The organism is Enterocloster sp. HCN-30185 (assembly GCF_037890305.1).
GTDB lineage: Bacteria > Bacillota > Clostridia > Lachnospirales > Lachnospiraceae > Enterocloster.
In genome coordinates this window covers 116,705-133,036 of the sequence record NZ_JBBKBT010000003.1, presented here as the reverse complement: position 1 = coordinate 133,036, position 16,332 = coordinate 116,705, and the positions used below count along the sequence as shown (strand labels likewise).

Annotated in this window: 17 protein-coding genes and 1 other annotated feature; of the genes, 12 read left to right on the top strand and 5 right to left on the bottom strand. The window is 45.3% G+C overall.

The window, feature by feature from the left end:
- Nucleotides 1-691 precede the first annotated feature (691 nt).
- From WKT10_RS04680 to rplL, 10 genes are all read left to right on the top strand, one after another.
- Nucleotides 692-1,741: a rod shape-determining protein gene (locus tag WKT10_RS04680; protein WP_066550321.1), complete on the top strand. Its 1,050-nt coding sequence runs from the start codon at nucleotides 692-694 to the stop codon at nucleotides 1,739-1,741.
- A gap of 106 nt (nucleotides 1,742-1,847) precedes the next feature.
- Nucleotides 1,848-4,136 carry an SF1B family DNA helicase RecD2 gene (gene recD2 / locus WKT10_RS04675; protein ID WP_340275810.1) on the top strand — a complete coding sequence of 763 codons (2,289 nt, stop codon included), beginning with the start codon at nucleotides 1,848-1,850 and terminating at the stop codon, nucleotides 4,134-4,136.
- On the top strand, nucleotides 4,124-4,858 hold the full coding sequence (locus WKT10_RS04670; RefSeq protein WP_340275808.1) for a ComF family protein: 735 nt from the start codon (nucleotides 4,124-4,126) through the stop codon (nucleotides 4,856-4,858). Before recD2 ends, WKT10_RS04670 begins: the two co-directional genes overlap by 13 nt.
- 142 nt (nucleotides 4,859-5,000) lie before the next feature.
- The gene (rpmG, locus tag WKT10_RS04665; protein ID WP_278284752.1) at nucleotides 5,001-5,165 is read left to right on the top strand and encodes a 50S ribosomal protein L33; all 165 of its coding nucleotides are present in this window, start codon (nucleotides 5,001-5,003) and stop codon (nucleotides 5,163-5,165) included.
- 26 nt (nucleotides 5,166-5,191) lie between these two features.
- Nucleotides 5,192-5,446, top strand: a complete 255-nt coding sequence (gene secE, locus WKT10_RS04660; protein ID WP_066550307.1) for a preprotein translocase subunit SecE — start codon at nucleotides 5,192-5,194, stop codon at nucleotides 5,444-5,446.
- A 21-nt stretch (nucleotides 5,447-5,467) separates the two neighbouring features.
- Nucleotides 5,468-5,983 (top strand): transcription termination/antitermination protein NusG, encoded by a 516-nt coding sequence (nusG, locus tag WKT10_RS04655; RefSeq protein WP_066550304.1) that lies wholly within the window; start codon nucleotides 5,468-5,470, stop codon nucleotides 5,981-5,983.
- A 101-nt stretch (nucleotides 5,984-6,084) separates the two neighbouring features.
- Nucleotides 6,085-6,510, top strand: a complete 426-nt coding sequence (rplK, locus tag WKT10_RS04650) for a 50S ribosomal protein L11 (protein ID WP_066550301.1) — start codon at nucleotides 6,085-6,087, stop codon at nucleotides 6,508-6,510.
- Between the two features lie 77 nt (nucleotides 6,511-6,587).
- Nucleotides 6,588-7,283 (top strand): 50S ribosomal protein L1, encoded by a 696-nt coding sequence (gene rplA / locus WKT10_RS04645; RefSeq protein ID WP_296039212.1) that lies wholly within the window; start codon nucleotides 6,588-6,590, stop codon nucleotides 7,281-7,283.
- A gap of 108 nt (nucleotides 7,284-7,391) precedes the next feature.
- Nucleotides 7,392-7,528: a sequence feature (ribosomal protein L10 leader region), on the top strand.
- A 49-nt stretch (nucleotides 7,529-7,577) separates the two neighbouring features.
- Nucleotides 7,578-8,078, top strand: coding sequence for a 50S ribosomal protein L10 (rplJ, locus tag WKT10_RS04640; RefSeq protein ID WP_066550294.1), 501 nt, complete (start codon nucleotides 7,578-7,580; stop codon nucleotides 8,076-8,078).
- A 106-nt stretch (nucleotides 8,079-8,184) separates the two neighbouring features.
- On the top strand, nucleotides 8,185-8,559 hold the full coding sequence (rplL, locus tag WKT10_RS04635) for a 50S ribosomal protein L7/L12 (RefSeq protein ID WP_066550292.1): 375 nt from the start codon (nucleotides 8,185-8,187) through the stop codon (nucleotides 8,557-8,559).
- Between the two features lie 102 nt (nucleotides 8,560-8,661).
- On the opposite strand, the gene WKT10_RS04630 is transcribed toward rplL, so the two are convergent.
- Entirely contained in the window at nucleotides 8,662-9,216 is a 555-nt protein-coding gene (locus WKT10_RS04630) for a hypothetical protein (RefSeq protein ID WP_337434499.1), read from the bottom strand.
- A 182-nt stretch (nucleotides 9,217-9,398) separates the two neighbouring features.
- Nucleotides 9,399-10,265: a hypothetical protein gene (locus WKT10_RS04625; RefSeq protein ID WP_340275799.1), complete on the bottom strand. Its 867-nt coding sequence runs from the start codon at nucleotides 10,263-10,265 to the stop codon at nucleotides 9,399-9,401.
- 389 nt (nucleotides 10,266-10,654) lie between these two features.
- Between WKT10_RS04625 and WKT10_RS04620 the strand changes: the two genes are divergently transcribed.
- Both WKT10_RS04620 and WKT10_RS04615 read left to right on the top strand, forming a co-directional pair.
- On the top strand, nucleotides 10,655-12,424 hold the full coding sequence (locus WKT10_RS04620) for an argininosuccinate lyase (RefSeq protein WP_340275797.1): 1,770 nt from the start codon (nucleotides 10,655-10,657) through the stop codon (nucleotides 12,422-12,424).
- A 106-nt stretch (nucleotides 12,425-12,530) separates the two neighbouring features.
- Entirely contained in the window at nucleotides 12,531-13,682 is a 1,152-nt protein-coding gene (locus tag WKT10_RS04615) for a choline-binding protein (protein WP_340275795.1), read from the top strand.
- Between the two features lie 127 nt (nucleotides 13,683-13,809).
- Here the strand turns inward: WKT10_RS04615 and WKT10_RS04610 are convergent, their stop codons facing one another.
- From WKT10_RS04610 to WKT10_RS04600, 3 genes are all read right to left on the bottom strand, one after another.
- Entirely contained in the window at nucleotides 13,810-14,061 is a 252-nt protein-coding gene (locus WKT10_RS04610) for a hypothetical protein (RefSeq protein WP_340275793.1), read from the bottom strand.
- A 104-nt stretch (nucleotides 14,062-14,165) separates the two neighbouring features.
- Nucleotides 14,166-14,714, bottom strand: a complete 549-nt coding sequence (locus tag WKT10_RS04605; RefSeq protein WP_340275790.1) for a hypothetical protein — start codon at nucleotides 14,712-14,714, stop codon at nucleotides 14,166-14,168.
- Between the two features lie 91 nt (nucleotides 14,715-14,805).
- Nucleotides 14,806-16,200, bottom strand: coding sequence for an ATP-binding protein (locus WKT10_RS04600; RefSeq protein WP_340275788.1), 1,395 nt, complete (start codon nucleotides 16,198-16,200; stop codon nucleotides 14,806-14,808).
- Nucleotides 16,201-16,332: the final 132 nt, after the last annotated feature.

Genomic DNA, 16,332 nt, shown 5'->3' with positions numbered 1-16,332 from the left:
GAGTGCACCAAAAAACCGCCCTCCGGTGTTGGCGTACCGGAGGGCGGTTCTGCCTGACAAATGTCATGCAATGGAATGGTAGGTATAATAAAAAAGAAAATGTTAAAAAAGGGGGAACCGGACGGATCGCTCCGTCCGGGTATGAGTATGAAAAAGCTTGTAACTAATTCTTCTATAGTATGCCCTAAAAATGTGATAAAAATATGGACGTTCTATAAAAAAAAGATGAAATTCCTTATAAAATTATTACGGGAAAATTACAACGCAAAACTGCAGTGAAGCACAATATAAAAATCCCGTCCGGACTTGCCGGACGGGATACATTCATAAATAGGGGGATGTTATTTTAGGGGGGCCGGACGGATCACTCCGTCCGGTATGAGTATGAAAAAGCTTTGTGATTTCAAGTAATCACTTGAAACAAAGGCCTGTCCACCTCTCGGTGAACAGTGTTCATCATAAACAATAATTATGTCTAAAAGATGTACACACTATTAAAAAATCATAAATAAAATAAATAAAGAAAAAAAGTCTTTGAAAACTGGACAATATTGTATATAATAGGTACTATCAATTAAAACGTAACTATCCACAGCCTTTTGCACAGATGAAAACTGAGCCGGGCTGTTTTTGCCTGCCCTGCGGAATGCTTCCGCACTGCACCTGGAGATAATGAGGAGGAAATATTCATATGTTTTCAATGATGTCAAATGACATTGGAATCGACTTAGGAACCGCCAGTATCCTTGTATATATCAAGGGTAAGGGCGTTGTATTAAAAGAGCCGTCAGTAGTTGCCATTGACCGGGATACCAATAAGATCATGGCGATCGGCGAGGAAGCCCGTCTTATGATCGGACGTACTCCCGGCAATATTGTAGCAGTCCGTCCTCTGCGTCAGGGCGTTATTTCCGATTACACGATTACGGAAAAGATGATGAAGTATTTCATTAACAAGGCAGTTGGCAAGCGTACCTTAAGGAAGCCCCGCATCAGCGTATGTATTCCCAGCGGCGCGACTGAGGTAGAGAAAAAGGCAGTAGAGGATGCAACCTACCAGGCAGGCGCCCGTGAGGTTGCCATCATTGAGGAACCCGTAGCCGCAGCTATCGGAGCAGGCATTGACATTGGAAAGGCCTGCGGAAATATGATCGTTGACATCGGAGGCGGTACCGCAGATATCGCTGTGATTTCTCTGGGAGGCCCGGTTGTAAGCACCTCCATCAAAATTGCCGGTGATGACTTTGACGAGGCTCTGGTTCGTTATATGAGAAAGAAACACAATCTTCTGATCGGTGAGCGTACTGCTGAGGAGATCAAGATCAATATTGGTGCGGCCTCCCGCCGTCCGGAGGTTCTGACCATGGAGGTCAGAGGCCGGAACCTGGTGACAGGCCTTCCAAAAACCATTGTAGTTTCCTCTGAGGAGACACTGGAAGCGCTCAGAGAGCCGGCTCTTCAGATTGTAGACGCGGTACACAATGTATTAGAGCGTACTCCGCCGGAGCTGGCAGCGGATATTTTCGACCGCGGTATTGTTATGACAGGCGGCGGCTCCCTTTTAAGCGGTCTGGATGCGCTGATTGAAGAAAAGACAGGCATTACCACTGTGATCGCTGAGGATCCTTTGACAGCCGTAGCCATCGGAACCGGTAAATTCATCGAATTTGCTCATGGTATGACTTCTGCTCTGGAGGCTTCCATGGGAATCGGCGGCGGCAAAGAGCGGGATGATTATTAAAGCTTTATAAACCACAGAAGAACCCGGATTTCAGCCGGGTTCTTTTTATCACCGGTCCCCATCAGAGGGCAGAATCCATACAGAAGCAAAAGGCGGTATCCTTACTATGGCAACCATCACAGGATTTATTGAAAAAATAAAATTTCGGAATGAAGAAAACGGTTACACCATTATGACTGTCATCGATCAGAGCGACGGAGACGAAGTTGTGATGGTGGGAACGGTTTCCTATGCCGCAGAAGGCGATATGATCCAGGCCACAGGCCGTATGACAGAGCACCCTGTTTACGGTGAACAGCTTCAGATTGAAAGTTATGAGCTGAAAAACCCCGAAGATGCCGCTTCTATGGAGCGCTATCTGGGTTCCGGAGCCATCAAGGGGGTAGGCGCAGCTCTGGCAGCCCGGATCGTGCGCCGTTTTAAGGCAGATACCTTCCGGATCATGGAGGAAGAACCCGAACGCCTGTCAGAGATTAAGGGCATCAGCGAAAAAATGGCTATGGCTATCGGAGAACAGGTTCAGGAAAAGCGGGATATGCGTCAGGCCATGATGTTTCTTCAAAACTACGGCATCACCCTGAATCTGGCTGCTAAAATTTATCAGGAATATGGCCCGAAGCTGTACAGCATTATCAAGGAAAATCCCTATCGTCTGGCGGACGATATTCCCGGCGTTGGCTTTAAAATGGCAGACGAAATCGCCCGGAAAGTGGGAATTTTCACAGATTCCGATTACCGGATAAAAGCAGGTATCCTGTATGTGCTCCTGCAGGCGTCTGCAAATGGTCATACCTATCTGCCAAAGAGCCGGCTGTTTGAACAGGCGTCGGAGCTTTTAAAGGTGGCGCCCGAAACCATGGACAAGCACCTGATGGATATGCAGATCGACCGGAAACTGGTAGTAAAAATGCCCTTTTGCGAAGAAGGCCAGATCGCTGATCCGCTGATCTACTCCTCCCATTATTACTATCTGGAATTAAATACTGCCCGTATGCTTCACGACTTAAACATCCGGGGCGATATCCCGGAAACAGAGATTAAAACCAACCTTTTGAAAATCCAGAAGCAGGAAAAGATCCACCTGGACGAGCTTCAGGAGCAGGCGGTTTACGAGGCAGTGAACAGCGGGCTTTTAGTCATCACCGGCGGTCCAGGTACGGGAAAAACTACTACGATCAACGCGATCATCCGTTATTTTGAGGCTGAGGGCATGGAAATCCTTCTGGGAGCGCCTACCGGCCGTGCAGCCAAGCGCATGACCGAAGCTACCGGCTGGGAGGCCAGAACCATTCACCGCATGCTGGAGCTGGTTCCCATCGGGATAACCGGTTCTGGAAATAACGCATCCTCCGGCAATTCCACAGCGGGTATGCGTTTTGACCGGAATGAAGAGAATCCCCTGGATGCAGACGTGATCATTATTGATGAAATGTCTATGGTGGATATCAGCCTGATGCACTCTCTTTTGAGAGCTGTCAACGTGGGAACCCGGCTGATTCTGGTAGGTGATGTGGATCAGCTCCCCAGCGTAGGCCCCGGAAATGTTTTAAAAGATATCATAGGCTCCGGCTGTTTTAATGTAGTAAAGCTGACGCGTATCTTCCGTCAGGCAGCTCAGAGCGATATCATTGTAAATGCTCACCGCATCAACGAAGGCGAGACGGTAGATCTGTCCAAGCGAAGCCGGGATTTTCTTTTCATCCGCCGCGACAATCCTGATGCTGTCATAAGTGCCGCCATTACTCTGATTCAGAAAAAGCTTCCCGGCTACGTCCAGGCACAGGAAAATGAAATTCAGGTCATGACGCCTATGCGGAAAGGCGCTCTGGGGGTAGAACGGCTGAACCAGATCCTGCAGAACCATTTGAATCCCCCTTCGCCGGAGAAAAAGGAAAAAGAGGCCGGAGGGATTATTTACCGCACCGGAGACAAGGTCATGCAGATCCGCAACAACTATCAGCTGGAGTGGGAAGTCCGCAACCGTTACGGTATCCCTATTGACAAGGGCTCCGGCGTTTTCAACGGCGATATGGGGATGATACGGGAAATCAACGAGTATGCAGAGCTCCTTACCGTGGAATTTGACGAAGGGAAACTGGTGGAATACAGCTTTAAGCAGCTGGAGGAGCTGGAATTAGCCTACGCCATTACCATCCACAAATCCCAGGGAAGCGAGTATCCGGCTGTCATTATCCCCATGTATTCTGGCCCTCGGATGCTTATGACCCGAAATCTCCTCTATACCGCCGTCACCAGAGCCCGTTCCTGTGTCTGTCTGGTAGGACGGCCCGATGCATTTTATACCATGGCCTCAAATGCAATGGAACAGGAACGCTGTTCCGGCTTAAAGGCGCGAATCGAAGAAATCTATAAGGAGGAATCATGCCCCCAATAATGCCCCTGTCCCGTCTGTATGCCGGCTTTCTGGATCTTCTCTACCCCCGCCGGTGCCCTGTGTGCTCTGAAATTGTCATGCCGAAAGGAAATCTGATCTGCCCAGACTGTATGGAAAAGCTGGCCTTTGTCCGCTGTCCTGTGTGCAAATGCTGCGGCAAAGAGATTGTAAACCCTGAGGCCGAATACTGCTTTGACTGTACCAGACATCCCCATTCCTTTGATTCAGGGATGGCGTTGATCAATTACAATGATACAGCCAGCCGTTCCATGGCCCTGATCAAATACCACGGATGCAGGGAATATCTGGATTTTTATTCCGAGGCCATGTTCCGGCGCTTTGGCCCGGCGATCTGCCGCCTTTCTCCTGACTGCATTATCCCTGTGCCCGTCCATAAAAGCCGCCTGAAAAAGCGGGGATTTAATCAGGCTCAGGAGCTGGGGATCCGCCTTTCAGCAAAGACCGGGATTCCCATGAGAACTGAATTTCTGAAACGTACAAAAAAGACTCTGCCCCAAAAGGAACTGGATGCGGGAGCACGCCTCAAAAATCTGGAACAGGCCTTTGTATGCGGCAGGCTCCCGTCCGGAATACGCACCGTACTTCTGGTGGATGATATCTACACCACCGGAAGCACCATGGAAGCCTGCTCCAGAGCCTTAAAGAATGCCGGGGCAGAGCGGATTATCCCTGCGGTCATCTGTATCGGCTCAGGCCGTTAAAAACTCTTCATAAAAAAGACCGTCCTTCCTCTTGACGAACGCCGGATTTTTGTGTTATATTATACGGGCGAATGGAAGACAGGTCTTTTTTTTATGCTCAAAATTAAGACCTGAAGCAACTCAATGATTTACGATAAATTAAATGGAGGTGGAAGTCGTGCGCACAAAGATCACACTGGCATGTACAGAATGCAAGCAGCGTAACTACAACATGACGAAGGATAAGAAGACTCATCCGGACCGCATGGAGACCAAGAAGTACTGCAGATTCTGCAAGAGACATACGTTACACAAGGAAACAAAGTAATCCTGTTCAGTAAAGGACGTGAAATTATGGAAGAAAATACAGTGAATACTGCTGTAGAAACCACCGAAAAAGCGGCCAGGGCTGACAAGAAAACGGCTAAGCACGAGAAAAAGCCAAGCTTTTTCAAGGGCCTGAAAAAAGAGTACAAAAAGATCGTCTTTGCTGATAAGGAAACCGTAGCCAAGCAGACAGTTGCAGTGGTGATCATGTCCATTTTCATCGGTGTACTGATCGGCGTACTGGACATGGTTATGAAATTCGGTTTAAGTTTTATTCTTTAATTCAAAGGCGAGGGTGATTGTATGTCAGAAGCACATTGGTATGTAGTCCATACCTACTCAGGTTATGAGAACAAAGTCAAAGTCGATATCGAGAAGACCATTGAAAACAGAAATCTTCAGGATCAGATCCTTGAAGTGTCTGTGCCCATGCTCCCTGTAGTAGAGCTGAAAAACGGCGTGGAGAAGAAAGCCGACAAAAAGATGTTCCCGGGTTATGTACTGATCAACATGGTCATGAATGATGACACATGGTACGTAGTACGCAATACCCGAGGCGTTACAGGCTTTGTTGGTCCGGGCTCCAAACCGGTTCCTCTGACAGAAGAAGAGATGGCAAGTCTGGGCTTCGTAAAGACAGATGTCTTAGTCGATTTTGAAGTGGGAGATATGATAACCGTTATCTCCGGTGCATGGAAGGATACTGTAGGCGCCATTAAGGCTGTCAATGACAGTAAACAGACCATCACCATCAATGTAGAAATGTTCGGCCGCGAGACACCGGTCGAGCTGGGATTTGCTGAAGTCAAGAAGATGTAAGCAGATCTGTGGAACAGACAAAAAGATCAGCTTTTGCGGGTGCGAAGGCTGGTGGGAGGGACATTCCCGACAATACCACATGATTTTAGGAGGTGCCTAAGATGGCAAAGAAAGTAACAGGATATATCAAATTACAGATTCCAGCAGGCAAGGCTACACCAGCTCCGCCAGTTGGTCCGGCTCTTGGTCAGCACGGTGTAAACATCGTACAGTTCACCAAGGAGTTCAATGCTAGAACAGCAGATCAGGGCGACATGATCATCCCTGTAGTTATTACCGTATACGCTGACAGAAGCTTCAGCTTCATCACAAAGACTCCGCCTGCAGCAGTTCTGATCAAGAAGGCCTGCAGCATTAAGAGCGGTTCCGGCGTTCCTAACAAGACCAAGGTTGCCGTATTAAAGAAGGCTGATCTGCAGAAGATCGCAGAGACAAAGATGCCAGACTTAAACGCAGCAAGCCTGGAAGCAGCTATGAGCATGGTAGCCGGTACTGCAAGAAGTATGGGCGTTACCATCGAGGAGTAATAGGAATACCCGTTGTATTTGCAACAGAGAACGTGGGAGGGAGATTCCCCGTCAATACCACTAGGAGGTTATTTTAAATGAAATCAGGAAAAAGATATGCAGAGGCTATGAAGAACGTAGACCGCGCTGCACTTTATGACGTAGCAGACGCTATCTCTATCGTTAAGAAGAACGCTTCTGCAAAATTTGACGAGACTGTAGAGCTTCATATCAGAACAGGATGTGACGGACGTCACGCTGATCAGCAGATCCGCGGTGCTGTTGTACTTCCTCACGGAACCGGTAAGACCGTTCGTATTCTGGTATTCGCAAAGGGACCAAAGGCTGACGAGGCACAGGCAGCAGGAGCTGACTTTGTAGGAGCTGAGGAGCTGATCCCGAAGATCCAGAACGAAGGATGGCTGGATTTCGACGTTGTAGTAGCAACTCCTGACATGATGGGCGTTGTTGGTCGTCTGGGCCGTGTACTTGGACCCAAGGGCTTAATGCCAAACCCAAAGGCTGGTACCGTAACCATGGACGTAACCAAGGCTATCAACGATATCAAAGCTGGTAAGATCGAATACAGACTTGACAAGACAAACATTATCCATGTGCCAGTAGGAAAAGCTTCCTTCACCGAGGAGCAGTTAGCGGACAACTTCCAGACGCTTATGGACGCTATCTTAAAGGCAAAGCCAAGCACTGTAAAGGGCGCATACTTAAAGAGCGTAGCTCTTACCTCTACTATGGGTCCTGGCGTAAAGCTGAACGTAGCAAAGCTTTCCAACTAATTTGGAGTCCAGAATATAGAATCACAGCGGACAGCGCATTTTTGCGGGTCCGCTGTTTTATATTTTCTTGAAAAATAAGTTGACATTTTAAAATAAATGTGCTATCTTAGTACAAGTGTTGAATGCCCGAAGACAGCAGGTACCGTAAGGTGTAAGTTTAACGCCTGCCGAGGAACATACAAAACTCTGATCGAGATTTTGCGTCCTCTCTGTCCATGCGGCAGGGAGGTTTTTTATATCCGTTCCCATGCTATGGTTTTCAATGCACAAATACTATAAGGAGGTAAACCATTCATGGCAAAAGTTGAATTAAAGCAGCCAATCGTTGACGAGATCAAGGCTATGCTGGACGGCGCATGCGGCGCAGTTGTTGTTGACTACCGCGGCCTGACAGTTGAGCAGGATACAAGACTGCGTAAGCAGTTAAGAGAAGCTGGCGTGTCTTACAAGGTATACAAGAATACCCTGATCAAGCGTGCCGCAGAAGGAACAGAGTTCGCAGCTCTGGATCCACATCTGGAAGGACCTACTGCTCTTGCAGTATCCAAAGATGATGCTACTGCACCTGCAAGAATCCTTGCTGAGTTCGCAAAGACAGCTCCAAATCTGGAACTGAAGGGCTCCGTAGTAGAAGGAACCTACTACGATCAGGCTGGTACTCAGGTGATCGCTACAATCCCATCCAGAGAGGTACTTCTTGGCAAGCTGCTTGGAAGCATCCAGTCCCCAATCACCAATCTGGCACGCGTTCTCAACCAGATCGCAGAAAAGAACGGTGGCGCAGCAGAAGCATAAGCTTCAATGCAAAATTTGGCCGCCCGCAGCCGCTTAGACCGGCATGGGCCGCATAAGATGAAAGACCATATTATCGAAAGTAAATAATAAACAGGAGGAAATTAAAATGGCAAAGTTAACAACCGCTGAGTTTATCGAAGCTATCAAGGAATTATCCGTATTAGAACTGAACGAGTTAGTAAAGGCATGTGAGGAAGAGTTTGGCGTATCTGCAGCAGCAGGCGTTGTAGTTGCAGCAGCAGGTGCTGGCGCAGCAGCAGCTGAGGAGAAGACTGAGTTCGACGTAGAGCTGACTGAGGTTGGTCCTAACAAGGTTAAGGTTATCAAGGTTGTTCGTGAAGCTACCGGTCTTGGCCTGAAGGAAGCTAAGGACGTAGTTGACGGCGCACCAAAGGTATTAAAGCAGGGCGCTTCCAAGGAAGAGGCAGAGGATATCAAAACAAAGTTAGAGGCAGAGGGAGCAAAGGTTACTCTGAAGTAATCAGGCTTTTCGCTGATAACGTCCTGAGATATCATTTCTGTATCAACGGATATAATAAGAACCGCAGATCTGTGAAAATGGATCCTGCGGTTCTTTTTTATACTAAGGAATATATACACCGTTTACATCTACACGGTACTGGCCGACCATGGTATCCTTTGCCATACTGCAGTCGGAATCATTAAAGAAATACCATTTTCCTCCCAGTTCTTTCCATCCTCTGGCAGCAGCGCCGGTTTCTGTGAGATAATACCATTTTCCTGCATAATCCAGCCAGGTGTTGGTCATCATCCGTCCGTCTCCGCCCATATAGTACCAGGACTCTCCGCTCTCTACCCAGATGTTGCTGGCCTGAGCTCCCTGGGCATTCACCCAGTACCACTGTCCTTCGGTATAGATCCATTTCTGTTTTGCCATCTCTCCGTCTTCCTGCATCCAGTAGCGGTTATTTCCGTCCTGAATCCACTGGTTTTTCACGGGATTTCCGTTTGCATCAAAATAATACCAGCGATTCTGTACGTCCACCCATCCTGATTTTCTGGAAGTAGCCACCGGATTTACAGAAGTTGTTACATCTGCCAGACTTATAAAAGCAGATCCGGTTCCCATCACTGCTGCCAACCCCAAAGCAGCCATTGTTTTTGTAAAACGTTTCATAACTCTTCTCCTTTCTGATAATCGTCTGAAAACTAACGTTTCATAATGATATAGTATATCCGTTGTCAAATTCTGTCAATTAAAAAATGCAGTAAAAAAGCCCGGCAGACGCAGCAGAAAATACATCCTGCCGCATGCGCCGGACCTGTTTTAAAACCTCTCCAAATATACGTGTCAATGTATCATGCTTCTGTGATTTTTAACTCAATCAGCTTCTTCTGAAATTCATCCGGGGATAGACTGCACTTTTCAGCTGCCTGTTTTAAGGTCAAAGTCCCATCAGAAATGAGATCGTAGTAGGTTTTGTATTTACCGGTTTCAAGCTTTTTCAGCCGCTCCTCCGGCGGTGCATTATCTGTGAAAATGGTCTGCAGCATTCCAAGCAGATGTTCCTCTGTTTCGCCATGCCCCAGCCGTATGAAAACAGCGCTCATCAGATCATAGTTTTTCTTAGGGATATCTATTTTCCTATAAATATCCTTTTTGGCTATGGTAAACCCTGTAATAGACTGCTGCATATTTTTAGGGATATCATCTCCCATACAGATCCATATGCTGTAGACCTTTTGAATCACATTATAATTCGTATCTCTTGAAACCGTTTGAAGTTGATTTGAAATCATACGGGACATATAATAAATGGCCCATTTTTCAAGCGGATATCCAAGACGGCTTTCACGCGCAGCATTCTGGGCTTCCACATCAATATACAAATACACCTGAGTTTTCGTACGGTTTGGCAGCAGCGCCCGCAGCCGGACATCATAATATACCGTGGTTTGTAAATAAGCAGTATCTTCCTTATCGAGTCCCTGGATCTGTTCCGGGAAACCATTTACCGGCAGATAAAGTTCTATCTGATCTGGTTCGATATAGGCTTCGGCAATTTCATGGATCGGTGTATCCGCGTATTCAGGGATAACACCTTTCAGTATATTTGCCAGAACCCACCGCGACTTTAGAACTGCCTTGCATACATGATCTGTTTTCTGGGCGTCAGGACCCGCCGAAAGAATTGTATTAGCCGTATATGTGTTTTGTAAATTCATTCCGTCCTTTCCCACGCACTCCTGTTTTGATTATAGCATCCGGCTATTTAAGACGCAAGAGCAACGGAAACCGTTTTCTTTTCATTAAATTTACATCCATGTACACAGATAAATACAATAATACACTTATTCAATACTTTTGTAATAATTACGTAAGAAAATGCACAGGTAAAAGTTATGGCTTTTTTTCGGAATTTATAATATACTATGTCATGTGATGGAGCTGGTTATTCATCCGGGAAATATCAATATTCCTAAAAATAAGCAGTTTTTGCAAAAAATGCAAAAAAAGTATTGATAATTTTCCTTATCGGAAGTATAATCTACTCGTAATGCAATTAAGGAATTTCAAAAAGTATTTCAAAAACAAAAAGGAGAGTGCATTCATTATGAAGAAGCAGACAAAGTTAGTTGCTGTACTTTCAACAGCAGCACTTCTCGCTATCGGCGCTTCCATGACTTCTTTCGCAGCTACAGGCTGGGCAGAGGAAGACGGAACATGGGTATACTACAACCGTGACGGCGAGAGAGCAACCGATTCCTGGAAGAAGTCCGGAAACAACTGGTATTACCTGGACAGCGACGGTGAGATGGCAATTGATCAGCTCATCGAGGACGGCGATAACTACTACTATGTAGATATCAACGGCGTTATGGCTTCCAATCAGTGGGTTGCTATTGAGAATGAGGATGCTGGCGACGACAACGAGCCAGAGCACTACTGGTATTACTTCCAGGCTAATGGTAAGGCTCTTACCAATGGCGATAACACAAACATCGCTCTGAAGACCATCAACGGCAAGAAGTACGCTTTCGACGAGGAAGGCAAGATGCTGTACGGATGGGTTGCAGAAGACAACGCAGAGCGCATTGACAATACAGATGGTGACGGCTTCAAGGAAGGCGATTACTACTTCGGCGGCGAGGACGATGGTGCTATGACTGTTGGCTGGCTGCAGATGGATATTACATATGACGAGGCAACCAATGACTACGAAATCGCTCCTGTATTCAATGAGGACGAGGATCAGACACGTTGGTTCTACTTCCAGTCTAATGGTAAGAAAGTAAAGGCTAAAGATGGAGATGTTCAGAAGAGCAAGACCATCAACGGCAAGAAGTATGAGTTCGACGTTAACGGTGCTATGACAGCAGAGTGGTCTCTGGATGTTGAGAAGGCTTCTAACGATGGCGTAAAGGATGGCAACAGCACATCTTCTACCAATAGTGTAGCAGCTAAGTACGCTAAGGAGTGGAGATACTTCAGCAGCGTTGAAGATGGCGCCCGCGTAAGCAAGGGCTGGTTCAAGGTAGTAGCAGCTGAGTACCTGAACTACGACAAGTACAATGATGATGAGGATGCATGGTACTATGCAGATGGAAGCGGCAACCTGTACGCAGGCGAGTTCAAGACCATCAAGGGCAAGAAGTATGCATTCCGTGATGACGGTCGTATGGTTAACGGCCTGAAGTTCATCAAGATCAATAAGGATGCTCAGAATAGAGTTACCGGTCTGTCTGTAAAAGCTGATGATGATGATAACCATCCATTTGATGATGAGGATCGTTTCGATGAGAGCGCTCTGTGGTATGAGGCTAATGATTACGATTGCTACTACTTCGGTGATGGCGATGACGGTGCTATGAGAACCAACAAGACCAGCGTAGCTATCGATGGAGATAACTACAACTTCTACTTCGAGAAGTCCGGCGGCAACAAGGGTGCTGGTGTGACTGGCGAGAAGGATGACAAGTACTACCAGAATGGTAAGCTTGTAAGAGCTGGTTCTGATGAGAAGTACCAGGTTGTTCAGCACATCGATGATGTAGCTAACGATAAGGTTGGTTACGATAAGTTAGATGATGCAGCTGAAGTTGTTGCAGCACTCACAGCTCATGCTGATTACGATGTAGATACAACTGTTAGCCAGGCTAACCTTGATGCTCTTGGCGTAAACAAGAAGCTTGAGGATATCCAGGAGCTGGCTGTATTTACCAGAAAGGCAGACGGCAAGGTAGGTACTAAGGTAGCAGACTTCTTCTTAGTAAATACCTCCGGTAAGGTAATCGACAGCAAGTCCAAGAACAAGGACGGCAATGATTACAACTTCGTAGTTGCTAAGGGTGGTTCTATCCTTGGATACTACGTTGAGGACTGATCTTAGATCAGAAGCTGACAATTAAAAATTAAGGGGGAGAGCGTTGTGGCTGATGTTTATTAGTCACGGCGCTCTTCTTTTATATTCCAGAAGGAGGGATAACCGAATGATCAAACGAAAACTGAAAGCTATTCTGTTAGCGGCAGCACTTTCCGTTTCAACTGTATTTACTGCGTTTGCAGCTACTTCAACAACTATGGAAAACAGCGGAGCCTATCTCTTTGAGTGGCGTCCGGTAGACTGCGGAGACGGTCATTCCTTTGCTATCTTAGTAGGAGGAAACACCATCAATGAAAGCGATGTAATTCTCAGAAGAGGGTATGACTATGCCTATACCTTTAATCCAATGACATATTCCCGTCCCTGGGGACAGGTTCCGGATCTGGTAAATATTAACGGTGTATGGGGTATTCCCGAAAACTGGTCATCCCTTCCTGAAGGAGCACAGCCGGTCACACGTATCACTCTCGTAACGAATAATAAAAACCTTGATACGAATGAACGCTATGTGGATGTAGTCCATCTTCCGGGTGATGTGGATTCCTCCTCTCTTCCTGCTGAAGTACGCAAATATCTGATCAATGTAGACGGTTCAGATGCCGGGGCATATGAGGGAACCATTACCGGTGGATGGTTTATTGATGAAACAGGAAAGAAAAAATACCGGAAGCCAGACGGTACCTTTATTACCAATACATGGCTGAATGCAGATGATGAGACATATTACATGGATGAAAACGGCTATATGCTGACCGATACGATTACACCGGACGGAAAGTATGTAAATGCAAATGGCGAAAAGACCAACTACATCCCAGGCTGGTATCAGGATGCAGGCGGCTGGCATTATATTATGAAAAACGGATATTATGCAGGCGCCACCTGGATTCAGGATACCGACGGAAAATGGTACTATATCAACATCGGAACCTACATGGAAACCGATGACATTACACCAGATGGTTACTATGTAGACGCAAATGGCGTATGGGATGGCAATCCAAGTACTGTAAAAGATACTACAAGCCTTGGCCCTGGTGTTGCTGACGGCTGGGAACCGATTGACACTGGCTGGAAGTTTAAGCAGGAAGATGGTACCTACCTTACCAACTCCTGGAAGCAGGATCCGGATGGAAAATGGTATTATTTGAATGAAGATGGATGGATGTTAAAAGATACTACCACTCCGGATGGATATTATGTGGATGGAAATGGTATCTGGAATGGACAGCCGGTTACTGCTTCATCAGCTGAATAATTTTTAAAAAATGTAGTAGAAATCGGGTAAAATTCCGTTGTTAAAGCAGGAATTTTCACCCGATTTTTATACAATTATAATTTTGTATTATCAAGTTCATTTGGGCTTTCACATATAACCAGATACTTCATCTCATCAGCTCCTTTTTCAATGCCATGAGGTCTTCATAATTTACAGAAGTATCAAAAGCATTATTATAAAACTGGCGGCTCTTTAAAAGCTCCGGTCGGATGTTATAGCTTTCATACATATTGTCTAAATGAATATAGAGAAGAACTCCTTTTGTTGTGCCACTGGAAAGCATATAAATCAATTCAGAATCAGAAAGCTCCTTTACATCATCCTGAAATGCAATCTTATAATGTTTTTCATCGACCATCTCCAAACTCTTGATGTTATCGTCAAAAATCTTAATAACTTTTGTCAGAACATTTTTTGATATTTTATAAGTATTCATTACCCTGAATATCAGACGATAAGTGTCTATTCCTTCACCCTCACAATTAAAATAAACAGCGCGGGGAGTTTCCTTTTCAAAACAAAAAATACAATAGATGTATCTTCCGGAAGTTCACCTAAATCAATAAGTTCTTCAAATCCATCATCCGTATAAATTTCCTTAACCTTAGACTTATAGTATTTTTTTCTGTAAATATGCTGTTCTGTGAAATTCGCTTTACTTCCCAGGTTTGGATCAGTTTTCAAGATAGTATTATATTTGAAAATATAATCGTTCTGATAGAATACAATTTCCAATTTCACATTATCATAATTATAATGCTTATCTTCCAGACAAAATTCGCTGAGGATTGAATAACAGCACTCCAGCAGTTCTATTGCAGACGTTTTACCGGAAGAATTTTTTCCAACAAATGCAGCTGTATTAAACACATATAGATTCTCTGAAACCTCCTGCAGCTCATATTCCTTATCTTCACTTGTTTTCTTAGACTTAGCCACAAGATCAATTGTAAATTCGTCACAGCAGTTTTTTAGTTGGATGCACAAACCCTTAATAATTTCATGAAACATACCCTCCTTCTCCAGAATCCATATATTATTACAATCCAAAAACAGATTAAAACAATATTTTTGTTCTAAATCCTTTCAAAATCACTTTAATCTATTCCAGATCACAGATATCCCCAAAAGACACCAGATACAGCGATGGATCTGTTTCTTTATATTCCAAAACATCCTCCGTAAATCCTGTTTTTGAAAACAGAAAATACCTGATTTTATCATAATGGAATAAGCGTCCTCTATCCAGCAGCTGTTCTAGAATCTCCCGATTAACAGGCGCATTCCTCCATTTACACTCGCCCAAAAGAGCCTGATCCTCCTGAATGGCCATGAGATCAATTTCCTCTTGCCGCTTTTTCACAGGATCTGTTCCCCACCATTTTCCGATATTTCCCGGCAGAAAAGGCAGCGTGGCGTAAATCTGGGGATGATATAAATATTGCCGGCATATATCTTCAAATACTCTTCCCATATAATCGCTCATATTTGGCTTCACCATATGCTCATAAATCGTTTCTCCCGCATTTTGGATAATTCCGCTCATATTTGGACGCACAAAACGGTACCAGAACAGAAACATACTGTCCTCCAGGCGGTAAATGGTCTTTCTGCTGGAAGCTCCCTCCGTAATGGGCGTTTCCCTTCGGATAATGCCCAGAGCTGTCAATGAAGTAATCTGATTGCTGCAGCCGCTGGTTTCCATCCCCGTTTTCGTCGCAATTTCATTGATACGGCTGGCGCCTCCGGCAATCGCGGAAATGATTGAATGATAGGAAGCAGGCTCACGCAGCTCCTGCTTTAGCAGATTTACAGGTTCCTCAAATAATCTTCCGCTTTCATCAAAAAATAACTCCAGAATATTTTCATCCATGGTCTGGGTCTGTGAAATTCTTGAAAGATACTCCGGGATTCCTCCTGTCATACCATAAAGAACCGCCTGCTCCTCTGGTGAAAATCCGGTAAGCATTTTACGGGCTTCAAAAAATGTAAACGGGTGTAGCTTAAACTGAGCGGTTCTGCGGCCGTAAAGAGGGCTTTTATAGCCTAATACCTGCTCCTCCATAAAGCTCATGGATGAGCCGCAGAGGATCAAAAAAAGATGGCTGTTTTTCCAGTGCAGATCAATATGGCTTTGAAGCATGGAAGAAATCGCCGGATAGGAAGCTGCCAGATATGGGAATTCATCAATGGCTATAATCATTCTCTCCCCGGTCACAGCCAGCTGGTCAATATATCCCAATAAGCTTTCAAAATCGGGAAACTGAGGTGCAGCCCCATGTCGGTCTGACAAAAGTGCCCTTGAAAGTCCAGCCAGATTTTCCTTTCTGGTGCCTTCCACAGACATGTAGTAGACTGCTTTCTTGTCCTTGATAAATTCGTTAATCAGCGTGGTTTTTCCTACCCGCCGTCTGCCATAAAATACCGCAAATTCAAATGAATCGCTTTCATAAAGCTTCTGTAGCTTTTTCAGTTCCTTTGATCGTCCTACAAACATTTTACCCACTCCTTTTTGCTAATTAAACAATTAGTAATTATATAATTAGTATATACTATTTATGGTAAAAAATCCACTCTTCGATAATTTTCCTTATCGGAAGTATAATCTACTCGTAATGCAATTAAGGAA